Source organism: Thalassotalea agariperforans, from assembly GCF_053470345.1.
Genome location: NZ_JBQMWH010000014.1, coordinates 46,591 through 59,627, shown reverse-complemented (window position 1 = coordinate 59,627; position 13,037 = coordinate 46,591). Strand labels below are relative to the sequence as shown.

The following is a 13,037-nucleotide window of genomic DNA, read 5'->3' as shown; positions in this document are numbered from 1 at the left end:
TTTTACCTTCATTTCCATATTTTATTGCCCTGCAACCAACCAGACTTCGCCAATTAATATATTTTTTATACGTGATTGGAATTGTCCGTTGGAGATAGTCAATGTATAGGTGTCGAAAGAGGCCTTTTGTGAAGGCAAAGTAATTAACCATTCTCCGCTTTCAGGTACTCGTGTATAAGTCAGTACTTCTTGTTGGTTGATGTCGTTTTTTAGTTCTACCGCGATAAGGTTTTTTGGTGTTGCAATCCCAGCAAAACGGATCTCTTTTTCTTGTTGGAATATAGCACCATTGGTAATTAAAGAATGCACAGTAAAGTTTTCAGTTGCTTTGTTATATTCAACTCCTGATAAATCAAAACTATCCAGTAGTGTTCCTGTTATTGGTGATTCACGGTCTAGTTTTGGCAAAACTTTGGGCTCTTCTCTGCTACAAGCTAAAAGAGTAGTCACAATAAATAGTGAGAAAATCGTTTTATTATACAGTTTCATTTAGTGTATATTTTCCGCTATAAGTTACCGGTTACATTGTGGTTTGTGATATATTTGTTCAGTCACTTATCTAATAGTTATTTTTTAGTTGATAACATTTTTTGAATCGCTAGTTTGGATGACTCAAAGGCAAACTTACTGTCATTGATTTGCTTTAGATCTATCCACTGATATGAAGAAATTTCATTGCTATCAGCGGATATTTTAGGTTTTTTGGTAAGATAACAGATAAAAAAGCTGTCGCACGTTTTATAAATGATGTTCTTATACGTATATGTATTAGAACATGAAGTTAAATACGTACTGATATTTAAATCAACTCCCAGCTCTTCTGCTATTTCTCTGGTCAAAGCTTGCTCAAGAGATTCATTTGGATCTACAAACCCGCCAGGTAAATCCAAAAATCCTTTTTTTGGTTCCTTAGCTCTTTTTGTTAATAGAATTTCATTGTCTACTACAATTAGGGCTGCTACTGAGGCGGCAACATTGTGAAAATATTCAAAACCACAATTTGTGCAAGACCATTTATGTTGATTCAAGAAGTCAAAATTTTTGCTTGTACAATTTGGGCAATGAATAAACATTGAATTATTTTCCATAAATCAAAATATAATCTTCACTAGGAAGTAACAGAAGGTTACTGCTGCTGGACATTTGTCCTGTTTCACAGTGATATATAGATTGAAGCCTTAAATTATCGCTATTTTTCCATGTGATTGGGGTGTCAGTATTATTTAATAAGTATACGAACACTTTGTTTGTAGTTTGAACAGCATACTCGGTTAAGTTCTCTGGGCTTATTGGCCAATCAACCTTTGAAATAGGACCATCTGCCAACATAATTTCGTTTATTTTTTGTACATTAGCAAAGTAGCTGTCGGTACCATTTTCGTTAAAGTACTCCCACCACCAACTTAATGGCATAATAGGTGTTGGAGAAAATAAGCCGTACCATAAACCGCGTTTGAAATCAGAAACCATTTCATCTTTGAACTCATTAAAATTTTTACTCCAATCCCACTCTGCACTGAACTCTCCAGCAAAGTATGGCTTGTTATGTGTTGTAACAAATTCGTTTATAATCTCTGGAATTTCATTAGTAACTTTATATAAATGTGACTGGTTAAAGTCGATGTTTTTAATATCAAATAATCCGGTTACTGCTCTATGCGAAATACTTGTAGTGATCAAGTGCTCATGCGGATCTATTTGCGACAAGTAGTCGCTCATCTCTGTGTGCCAATTCACGACAATGTTATCGTCAATCTTTCTGTCGTAACCGTCATACATGATATTATCAACTTCATTAAAAAATTCCCACGCAGCAATACCCGTACTATAACTCCAATTTGCTACCATAAATCTTAGTTTATCTTTGTATCTTTGCTTGCTATCAGTATTAACAAAGAAATCGATTAGCGTATTTGCTGGTCCTCCAACAGATTGACTATAGGTATTAAATTGCCAAGCAATGTCGTCAAATCCTGCGTGACTATCTAATGATAATATCATTTTCATTCCATGTTGTTCGGTTAGAGCCACTAATTCATTCATTCTCACAACACCCGAGTCATTAAACCTTGTGGCATCGTTTGAATATCGAGAGGAGTTTTTAACTGTTTTCCAATCTACCGGAAGGTTCCAGTAAATCATCCAAGTTCGGAATATATTGGCGCCATTGTCACTTAATTTTCTCAACATATAGTCGTAATTGAATCTTTTGTCTTCATGTAATTCACTAAAATATTTAGAGTCATCTTCGTCTCTAGCTTCCCAGCCAAAATTTTCACCAATTCCTCTAAAAAGTTCTCCATTACTATATTTAAACGACCAAAGGTCATTGGCTTCAATGAAGCCCTTAGATGCTGAAGGAATAGATTTAAAAGTAGCTATTTGAGATTCACCAATGAGCTTCCCGTCGTCATATACAACGGATGAAACGGTATATTCACCTAATTCTTTTGGAGCCAGTTTAAAGGACCAGTTTGATAACTCATCTGATTTACCTGAGTGGAAGTAACCAGGTAGTCTAAGCAACTTACCACTTGGAGTAACTATCTTTAGGTCAGTCATTACGTCAACTGAGTTGTACGGGTCTTGCCAGTTTGCAGTAAATTGAGAGCTTAATTCTAATGGCTGATATAAACCAACTATTTTACTTGAAAGCTTTAATGAAATGGTTTCAGGGACTATTTCATGATGAGAATTACTACAAGCGGCTAATAAAGCGATTGCTGATAATGTTAAATAATGTCGCATAATAATTTATTTCTTAATAAGGAAAAGGCCCAGTGTAAACTGAGCCATTTATGTTTTAAAATCTACTGAAATTAAAAACGAGCTCTTACACCAAAGGTGTATCTAGATTCAAATACATTTTGATTAGTTGTTACATCAGACCATTGCATATAAGTACTTTCGAACTCTTCAGTGATATTTTGCCCTTGTACATAAATTTCAATATTATCCGTAACCTGATAGTTCGCTGAAACATCGACAAATTTAGTTGGGCTTGTCATATAAGCAAGGTTATGACCATCAGCGCCAATCGTGCCGTTAAAACGTTCACTTCGGTAGTTATATGCTACACGAGCTTGAAAATCGTCGTATTGATACCAAAGAATTGCGTTAAATTGATGCTCAGAAATTCCTGGCATAATGAGTTCTTTACCATAATAGTCTTCCGAACCACCTTCACCTACAGCCCATGTATAGTTAATAGTTGAACCTAACCCGCTGAATATTCCCGGTAAAAAGTCATAAGCTTGATGATAACCTGCTTCGATACCTTCGAGACCCGCACCATCGCCATTTACCCAATAGTTTGCAGGGATGCCGTTGTTACGTATGACTCCGTCTGAGTCTGCGACACCTTCAACTTCAGTGTTGACGGTAGTTGGGAAACTTTCGATATCTAATTTGTATAGACCTAGACTGATAATGCCTTCGTCGTTAAAGTACCATTCAAAACTGAGATCTAGATTTTTAGATTTCCATGGTTCTAGCAGTGGCGAGCCATTTCTGGTTAATCGTTGAGCTTGAAAAACTCCTTGCAATTCTTCAATACCATAAGCTGTCATTGTTACTTCTTCACCTTGCCCAAGGCGGCTAGCATCAAGTTGGGTTAGATTTTCAGTGTAAGAAAATCTCATAACAAATTCTTCACTTAAATCGAATGTAAAGTTAGCTCTTGGTAAATAATCCATGGTTTGTTTTGATGTAACGATAGTTCCAGTTTTAGGACCAGGTGTACCAGCAATAGAGTTGTAGCGAACTTCATCTATAACTAAGTATGAATTACCGCTATTACCGCCAGCGTAGTTAGTAACGTCAATTTCGCTACTAACCGCTTGTACACCAATATTTGCTCTAAAAGGAATTCCAATTTCACCAGATAGGTTTAATTGAATATAAGAAGTAGCTGTTTCTTCTTCTACTTGGTACGAACTAAACCACCTTGGTGCTCTAACGTTGCCATCGTAAATAGCATTCTGGAACGCTAATGAATTTGACATTGTCGATGCGTCAATGAAGTAGAAACTGCTGCCATCGGAAGCCGGTCCAAAATCAGATATTTGAGTTATGTAACCAAGAGTATCTAATTCTTCGTAACCGATAAAGCGCCCGATAGTGTCGCCTGTGCCTCCATCGATAGAAAGGCCAGCGTCTTTCCACATTGCGTATGCGGTAACAAGGTCACCACTGTTATTGTTTAGTTTTCGAGTAAAAGGAGCGGCTAAATCATAGGCTAAAGATTCTACTTTACGTTTTGCTAAACGTGCACCAAATTCAAGGTCAATCATGTCGATAGGACCGTACCCATCTTCAAATTCATATTTACCGTCAAAGCGAAGTGCATCTAGATTGGCTTCATTTTCACTGTTTCGAGACGAAAACGTAGAAACTAGAGCATATTCACTTAAGTTACTACCGAACCCTTCTGGAAATTCCATAGTGGGATGAGTTCCTCGCATGTCGACTTTTATAATAACATCATCAGGCCCCCAACCTCCGGGGTTAACAGCTTGTTGGATTCCATCAACTTTACTGTATAAATTTTGTTGCTCACCAGTTGTGATAAATGCATCAGCATAGTTGTTGGTAGTGTGACTATATGCGTCGCCGTGTATGTATCTGAATGAGCCGCTAAATTGATCACCAAATACAAAATTTAGTTGTAAGTTTGCATTTAGAGAGTCTCGTTCACTTCGAACAGCTTCACCTTTTGACATAACTCGCGGAGCATGGATGTTGAAATAGTTTGTTGTAAAATATTGTTCGCCTTCATATTCTTCATCAACATTCCCTTCTTTACCTCTACTTGTAAGATCGATAGGTTGAATAAAGTTACTCCATTTCGACCAAGCGTTATCAGCAACCAAACCATTTAATAAATCGTTGTTTTCCATTTCTGTATAAAATACATCACCGATTAACTCTATATTATCGTTGGCTAAATATTGAAAAGACAGTGAGCCACCAATACGATCTCTTACGGCTGTTTTATTGGTTATACCATAATCAATATTACCCAAAAATGCGTCAGTTTCGCCATCACCGTCTACGTCATCTCTAAAGCTTCGATATACAAAGTCTGACATCATGCCGTATCGGTAATTTGCTAGTGTTGCTTCAGATTTAGTTGCTGTCGCAATTACCCCAAACTCTTCACCTTTATAACCTGCGAATAACACTGCTTTATGCCCTTTGTCGTCAGTAAAGTTTCCATCTGAAACATCTCCTGACACTAAAAATGTAGCGCCATCATCGTCTAAGTCAAAAGGACGACGACTTTTTAGGTTAATTGTCCCCGATATCCCTGACGACATGAGATTTGCTTCTGCAGATTTATGAACCTCAACTCCGCCTAAAAGCTCTGCGGGAACGTCAGCGTAGTCAGGCTGTAAACCAGTTATTGAACCTGCACTAATAAATTGTTCGCCATTTATTAGTGTTGTTACTTGAGATAAACCTCGGACATTGACTTGCGCGCCTTCTCCAGCTGAGCGTGAAATTTGTATACCGGTTACACGTTGAAGAGAGTCAGCGATTGTGATGTCCGGCAGTTTCCCGATATCCTCTGCGGAGATTGTATCAATAATTGAATCTGCGTTTCTTTTATCATAAATTGAACGAATACTTGATCCACGAATTCCTTTTACAGTTATGATTTCAACCTCTGCTTCCGTATCAATCACCACTTCTTCAGCGTTAACGTTTTGTATTACGCCTAGTGTGATACTGGCAGCTAAAAGTGTTTTTTTAAGTTTCATATTATTATTCTACCTTGTTATATTCGAAATTTAACACATGTCATTTTTACTTGATAGTAACCATTTATTGTAACCGGTTACAGAATACAGTAAAAAAAAATGCGCTTTTTTTTCTGACTTAGCTGAATTTAGATGATTTTTTCGGCCTGATCAACTGTTTTGGGCTAAAATTTGTAATTTATTTTCCATCTTAAGAAAAATTCGCAAAAAAACTTGTAACCGATTACATTGTCGTTTAATGTGATAATCACACGTGTAAAAAGTGCGTTAATTCGTATTTAAAAAACTAAAAAGATAAATTAAACCAACAAATTTAACGGGGTTAAGATGAACAATTTGCTCAAGTTAGGGACCGTGATTAGCTTCTGCGCTTTAATTAGTGCTTGCAATAACGAAGAACCAACAATTGAATTTATTCCTGAAGTAGAAGATCAAGATCAGCAACCAATAGAGGATAATAGGTTGTTAGAACCTGTTATGCTTAACTATTTGAATTCCATAAAAGGTGAAAAAACGGTAGTAGGAGTTCATAACAGAGAACCAAATAGTGATCCTGATAAGTGGACTGAAGAAGTAGCAAAAGCAACAGGGCTGTGGCCGGGGCTTTGGAGTGGCGATTTTCTATTTGCACAAAGTGATGTGGATAGCCGTTTACAAATGATCCTTGAAGCAGAGAAACGTTGGAAGCAAGGAATGCTAATTAATATCATGATGCATGTATGCCCTCCTACAACAGGTGAAACTTGTGGTTGGAATGAAAGTGGTATGCATTATGAATTAACTTCTGAACAATGGACTAGTTTATTAACTGATGGTGGTGAGCTGAACAAAATTTGGAAGGAACGATTAGATGACATGGCTTTTCACCTAGATTATTTGAACAAAAAAGGTGTGCGAGTTTTGTTTCGTCCATTTCATGAAATGAACCAGACTCTATTCTGGTGGTCATCAAAAAATGCAGCAGAGAAAGCAAACACACCTGAGCTATACCGATTAACTCGCGACTATTTAGTTAATGAAAAAGACTTAACAAACTTAACATTCATTTGGAACGTTCAGGATTTTGCAACACTAGAGCAAGATCTAATTGATTACGATCCAGGAGCTGAATATTGGGATTTATTATCTATTGATATTTATGGTACTGATGGCACTGGCTTCACAACAGCAAAATACGACGCTCTTGTAAATAAAGCCGGTGATAAGCCAATTGCAATGGGGGAAGTACATGTGTTGCCTACTCCAGAGTTATTAGAGAAACAACCTTTGTGGACATTTGTAATGAGTTGGTCAGAACTTACATTTGAACATAACACTACGTCAGATATTCGTGCGTTATATAACGCCGAGAATGTTGTCAAGCTAGATGATATGCCAGGTTGGACAGATGGCAATAAAGTAATGTACGACGTACCTGCTTCCGAAGTGTCAATAATTGAACCTTTAGTGATTTTTGAAGAGGAAGTTGTTGGTTGGTCAGTAGGTCAAACTGATAAGGTTACACAAGAAATTGTAGATGGTGGCGAAGGTCATGGTAATGTTATTCAACACACCTATATTGGTGGAGAAACTGTCAGTGAACTTATCTCCAATTCAGCTCTTGATCTGTCAGATTATGATAAAGGCACGTTGAAGTTTGATCTTAAAATCATCGAGCAGCCTGTGGGGATAACCGGTTGGACAATGAAAGTTGATTGCGGTTGGCCATGTGGTACAGGGGATGTCCCTCTTACTAGCAATGTAAAAGGGATTGTGCCGACTGTTGGGGAATGGCAAACATATGAGTTTAGTATAGCTGAGCTTCTCACTTTTAATGCTGAAAATTCACTAACGATAGGTAATGTAACAACTCCGTTAGTTATTGTTCCACAGCCTTGGAGTAATGAACAAATAGGTGTGGTTTTACAAATTGATAATATTGTATTTGAGCCAGCCGAACCAGTAGAACAATCTACTGAAAGTAATGAGTTGGTTGTCTTTGATGAGGAAATATTAGGTTGGTATGATGGTCAACCGGATAATGTAACTCAAGAAATTGTTGAGGGTTCAGACGGTCACGGCCAAGTGATTCAACATACCTTTATAGGTGGTGAAACCGTTAGTGAATTAATCTTTGATAGTGCTCAAAATTTATCGGACTATGCTGAAGGATTCATTGAATTTGATTTAAAAATTATTGAACAACCAGGTGGTATTACTGGTTGGGCTATGAAAATTGATTGTGGCTGGCCTTGTGGTACGGGTGATGTAGACTTAGCTAGCAATATGAACGGTGTTGTTCCGGAAGTTGGTGTGTGGCAAACATATAAGTTTAGTATTGCAGGATTGCTAACGTTAAATCCAGACAGCCCATTAACTATAGATAACGTTACAGCACCACTGATTATAGTGCCTCAACCTTGGAGTAACGAACAAATTGGTGTTGTGATTCAATTAGATAATATTAGATTTGTGACTTCAGCAGCCACCGAAGAAACAGCTGTAGACAATATGGTTGTATTTGCAGACCATGTAGAAGGGTGGAGTGCAGGTCAAACTGACAAAGTACAACAAGACATTGTTGACGTTGGTGGTGATAAAGGAAACGTTATTCAGCACACCTATATTGGTGGTGAAACTGTTAGTGAAATAATTTTTGATAATCCACAGGACTTATCAGATTACCAGGAAGGCACAATTTCTTTTGATTTAAAAGTAGTTGAACAACCAGAAGGAATCACCGGCTGGACTATGAAAATTGATTGTGGTTGGCCTTGCGGAACAGGAGATGTTGCATTTACTGACAGTATCGAAGGTGCAACGCCGACTGTGGGAGAGTGGCAAACTTATACCTTTGCTGTTGCGGATCTATTAACTCGCAATAGCGACAACCCATTAGCCATTGATTACGTCATAGCGCCATTAGTTATCGTTCCTCAACCGTGGAGTAATGAACAAATAGGTGTAGTAATCCAGATAGATAACATTCAATTTAGTGCTAATTAGTTCTTACATAATTTAAATGAAGAAGCTGTTGTGAAGTGAACAACGGCTTTTTGGGAGAATAATGTGAACAAATATCAATTACTATTAATGTTTTTTTTTACTGTTTATTTATTCGGATGCCAAAAAACAGGATTGATTAATCAAGTGCCAGAAAAGTTTGTGGTAGCTGAAAAAGTTGCACAAGCAGGAGGCGGAGGAATATACAAATCGACAATGGTGGTTGAAACTACATTGCCTACTCATACTATATATGTGCCAAATGCCGTTTTTGATAACACCTTTGATAAAAAGTTTCCAATTGTAGTATGGGGAAACGGAGGTTGCAGCAGCCAAGGTGATGGCTATAAATACTTTTTAACCGAAATTGCGTCCCATGGCTATATTGTTGTAGCAGTCGGTACGCCAACACCAAATGAACTTAGGTTTAGAGAGTGGCATGATATGCCAGAAAGTAGTTTGTCTATAGAGGAAAGAGGGCAACGCGCTGCTCCATCTTTTCCGGGGATGTTAAATGTAGCCGTAGACTGGGTGATTACGGAAAATTATAGACCTAAAAGTCGATACTTTGGTAAATTTGACATATTAAATATTGCTAGTATGGGGACGTCTTGCGGTGGATTACAAGCGATATCTGCTGGGGCAGACCCAAGATTTACAACAGTAGTTGCGCTAAATAGTGGTACATGGAACTTTGGTAAAGCAGCACCAGGTGGTGGCGTTGCAACTAAGGATAGTCTTCAGTACTTGAAAAAAAATATTTTGTATTTAAGCGGTAGTGAAATAGATGTTGCTTACCCTAATTCTGTAGCTGACTTTAATTACATTAATCATATCCCTGTTGTTCATGCTTGGCGAAATAATACACCTCATGAGTCAAGTTTTTTTGAACCCAGTGGTGGTGAATATGCCGAAATCACCATTAAATGGTTAGACTGGCACCTTAAGGGGAAGCAATCATTGAAGAATGTATTCATAGGGAAAGAATGCGATTTATGCCTAAATAACTCTTGGAATATAAGAGCTAAAGGGTTTTGATAAGCATTTTTAATGGTCAGTAACGAATAATGTTACCGACCATTAAATTACTTTTTTTACAATAGATCTTCGTATCTTTCTTTATTGGTTTTGTGAATGATGTGTTCAATAAAGTCTAAAAATACTTTGACTCTTACGGGCATAACTTGGCTAGGAGGGCGAACGGCCCAAATTTTTGCATTGGAAGTAATTTTGTGATCAGAGAATATAGGCACCACTTTTCTTTGTTTTAACGCTGGTCCAGCATGCCAGTATGCGGCTAATCCGATCCCAACTCCAGCTTCAACTAAATCACTTATAGCATCCCCCCAATTTACTGAAATAGGTCCACTCACATCGACCTGAAATTTCTTATTATTTTTGTCTTTTAATATCCATTTTTTTTGGCCTGTAAATGGAAGACAAACATGGTTAATTAGTTCTTGGGGATGCGTGAGAGTACCGTGTTTTTTTAAGTAGTCTGGAGATGCTACAAGTAACATTGGGTTGTCAGCCAATCGTCTTGCTAAAAGAGTACTATCATGAAGCTCACCAATCCGGATTGCTACATCATAACCGTGTTCGATTATATCAACATTTTTGTCACTAAAATCTATTTTGATATTTAGCTCTGGATACATTTTAAGAAATTCTGGAATAAAAGGCACTATATAGATACGCCCATATGATGATGAACAAGTGATTCTCAGTGTACCTTTTATATTTTTTGAAGCTTTGAATACGTTCTTTACCTCTTCTAAATTATTTATAATGCGCTGGGCATGTTGAAGAAAGGTTTCGCCATCGTGAGTAAGAGTGACACGTCTAGTGGATCTATGAAATAACTTAACGCCCAGATTGCTTTCGAGTTGATGTAAGCGTTGACTGGCATTTGTAGTGGATAAACCTAACAAACTTCCGGCTTGTCCTATTTTTCCTATTTCGGTCACTTTGAGAAACAATTCCAAGTTTTTTAAATCAAGATCCATTTCAATACCTTTATTAATCCTGAATTTTGGGATAATTATTCCCTATTTTAGGGGATGTTAGTTTATTTTTAAAAGAATAAGATCCGAGTAATACTAATATTCATTTGTTAGTGATTATTGAATAGTGTTTTAGTTGCCAATTACACTCCATGATGACACCGTTTAAAGAGGTTAAATAATGCAGCACCCAGTACTTAAAGATTTAAATAATCGTTATACAGCTAAGAGCTATGATTCTAGCAAACATATTTCAAATGAAGATATGAGCGTAATTCTTGAGGCATTGAGAATGTCCCCTTCTTCAGTAAATTCTCAACCATGGAAATTTCTTGTTATTGAAAGTAAAGAAGCTAAGCAGCGATTCCATAGTACCTTTAAAAACAAGTTCCAAATGAATCAAAAACATGCATTAGAGGCATCAAATATTATTCTTTTGGCACATAATCCGTATTTTACTAAAGAAATATATTCTAAGGTCGTCGATGTAGAAGTCAGCTCAGGGCATTTACCAAAAGCAAAGTATGACGATATGCTCAATAAAGGATTTCTTTTTGCAGAGTTAAATACTGACGATACAGGGTTTAATGGTCATTGGACAAAAGCTCAAACTTACTTAGCATTAGGGAATTTACTTCATACTACCGCAAGAATGAATATTGATTCGACTCCAATGGAAGGGATAGACACTGATCTCATTGGTGAGATATTCAAAGAAGAATTAGAAGGGTATGTTTGTGAGGTGGCCGTTGCACTAGGCTACCACTTAGATGGTGAGGATTATAATAAAGGTTTACCTAAAGCTCGCCTGCCCTTGGAAGATGTGGTAACTGTAATTTAAAAACTTTGTATGAATTTAAGGTAACTAACCAAAATGCAGGTATATTAAATTAAATACCTGCATTTAATATTCTAACTTAATAAATTAGTTACATAGTTTTTTTATGTGTTGTAATAACTCATTGGATTTTTCAGTAACGAGAGAGCTGTCTTCACGACTTTCAACATTTATGCGTAATAATGGTTCAGTGCTAGAGGCTCTAACGTTAAATCGCCAGTTTTTAAACTCCAAGGTGAGGCCATCTAAGCGATCTTGATGCAAAACTTTTTCGTTAAATGCGTTAGCTAAATCATCAAAGAAGGTTGCGGTAAGCTCAACTTTTATATTGATTTCACCACTACAAGGAAATTTTTGAATTCTGTCATTAATTAAATTACTTAACGATAAACCTGTTGTAGAAATAATGTTTGTAAGCAGTAACCATGGTATTGTGCCATTATCGCAGTACGAAAAAGACTGAAAATAGTGATGAGCGCTCATTTCTCCGCCGTAAACCGCGTTTTCTTGCCTCATAACATTTTTAATAAAAGCATGGCCTGTTTTGCTCATTACCGCTTTTCCGCCTGCTTTTTCAACAACGTCAAGTGTATTCCAATAAAGTCTAGGGTCATAAATAATTGCAGAGCCGGGGGATTTTTCTAAAAGTGATTTTGCAAATAGGCCTACCAAATAATAGCCTTCAACAAAATTACCTTTTTCGTCAAAGAAAAAACAACGATCGAAATCTCCATCCCAGGCTATGCCTAAGTCAGCCTTATGCTCGATTACTGCCTGTTGAGTTACAAATCGGTTTTCCTCAAGAAGGGGGTTTGGTACACCATGTGGGAAGCTACCGTCAGGTTGATGATTAATTTTGATAAAATCAAACGGAAGGTGTTTTTCTAGTAAATCTATTATTTTTCCCGCTCCACCATTACCGGCATTTACTACTAATTTAAGTGGTTTCAAGTTATTAGTATCAATATAACTTAATAAGTGTCTAAGGTATGAACTATCAATATTTTTTTGAGTGTAACTACCAGCTAAAGGGCACTCTTCAAATTCACCTTTTTCTGCTAGTGTCCTTATTTGTAATAGGCCATTGTCTGAACTAACTGGTTTGGCTCCTTTAGTTACGAACTTCATTCCATTGTAATTTTTAGGATTGTGGCTGGCTGTGACACAGATTCCGCCATCTACATTTTCTGTTGCAGCAGCAAAATACACTTCTTCAGTTCCGCATAAACCAATATCGACTACATCAGATCCGCTTTCTAAAATACCTTTACATAAAGCTTTACTTATTTGTGGACTGGTCAATCGAATATCATGTCCAATAGCCACTGCTTTAGGCTTAAAATGCTCAACGTAGGCTCTACCAATTTTATAAGCGATTTCCGGATTCAGTTGTTCTGGCACCTTTCCCCTTACATCGTACGATTTAAAACAAGTTAGCGTTTCCATATTATT

At 37.1% G+C, this 13,037-nt stretch carries 9 protein-coding genes; 3 read left to right on the top strand and 6 right to left on the bottom strand.

What is annotated here, in order from left to right:
* Window positions 1-21 precede the first annotated feature (21 nt).
* From ACSLUO_RS15045 to ACSLUO_RS15030, 4 genes are all read right to left on the bottom strand, one after another.
* Complete coding sequence (locus ACSLUO_RS15045; protein WP_448249709.1) at window positions 22-408, bottom strand: hypothetical protein; 387 nt, start codon at window positions 406-408, stop codon at window positions 22-24.
* Window positions 409-566: 158 nt separating this feature from the next.
* On the bottom strand, window positions 567-1,088 hold the full coding sequence (locus ACSLUO_RS15040) for an NUDIX hydrolase (RefSeq protein WP_448249707.1): 522 nt from the start codon (window positions 1,086-1,088) through the stop codon (window positions 567-569).
* Window positions 1,078-2,748 carry a glycoside hydrolase 5 family protein gene (locus ACSLUO_RS15035; RefSeq protein ID WP_448249705.1) on the bottom strand — a complete coding sequence of 557 codons (1,671 nt, stop codon included), beginning with the start codon at window positions 2,746-2,748 and terminating at the stop codon, window positions 1,078-1,080. Before ACSLUO_RS15035 ends, ACSLUO_RS15040 begins: the two co-directional genes overlap by 11 nt.
* Window positions 2,749-2,819: 71 nt before the next feature.
* Window positions 2,820-5,762, bottom strand: a complete 2,943-nt coding sequence (locus ACSLUO_RS15030) for a TonB-dependent receptor (protein ID WP_448249703.1) — start codon at window positions 5,760-5,762, stop codon at window positions 2,820-2,822.
* 327 nt (window positions 5,763-6,089) lie between these two features.
* On the opposite strand from ACSLUO_RS15030, the gene ACSLUO_RS15025 reads away from it, so the two are divergent.
* On the top strand, window positions 6,090-8,747 hold the full coding sequence (locus ACSLUO_RS15025; protein ID WP_448249701.1) for a glycosyl hydrolase: 2,658 nt from the start codon (window positions 6,090-6,092) through the stop codon (window positions 8,745-8,747).
* A 63-nt stretch (window positions 8,748-8,810) separates the two neighbouring features.
* Entirely contained in the window at window positions 8,811-9,782 is a 972-nt protein-coding gene (locus ACSLUO_RS15020) for an alpha/beta hydrolase (RefSeq protein WP_448249699.1), read from the top strand.
* A gap of 56 nt (window positions 9,783-9,838) precedes the next feature.
* On the opposite strand, the gene ACSLUO_RS15015 is transcribed toward ACSLUO_RS15020, so the two are convergent.
* Entirely contained in the window at window positions 9,839-10,750 is a 912-nt protein-coding gene (locus ACSLUO_RS15015; protein WP_448249698.1) for a LysR family transcriptional regulator, read from the bottom strand.
* Window positions 10,751-10,928: 178 nt separating this feature from the next.
* On the opposite strand from ACSLUO_RS15015, the gene ACSLUO_RS15010 reads away from it, so the two are divergent.
* Window positions 10,929-11,588 (top strand): nitroreductase family protein, encoded by a 660-nt coding sequence (locus ACSLUO_RS15010; protein WP_448249696.1) that lies wholly within the window; start codon window positions 10,929-10,931, stop codon window positions 11,586-11,588.
* Between the two features lie 84 nt (window positions 11,589-11,672).
* Here ACSLUO_RS15010 and ACSLUO_RS15005 read toward each other — a convergent pair whose 3' ends face one another.
* Window positions 11,673-13,031 (bottom strand): phosphohexomutase domain-containing protein, encoded by a 1,359-nt coding sequence (locus ACSLUO_RS15005; protein ID WP_448249694.1) that lies wholly within the window; start codon window positions 13,029-13,031, stop codon window positions 11,673-11,675.
* Window positions 13,032-13,037 lie beyond the last annotated feature (6 nt).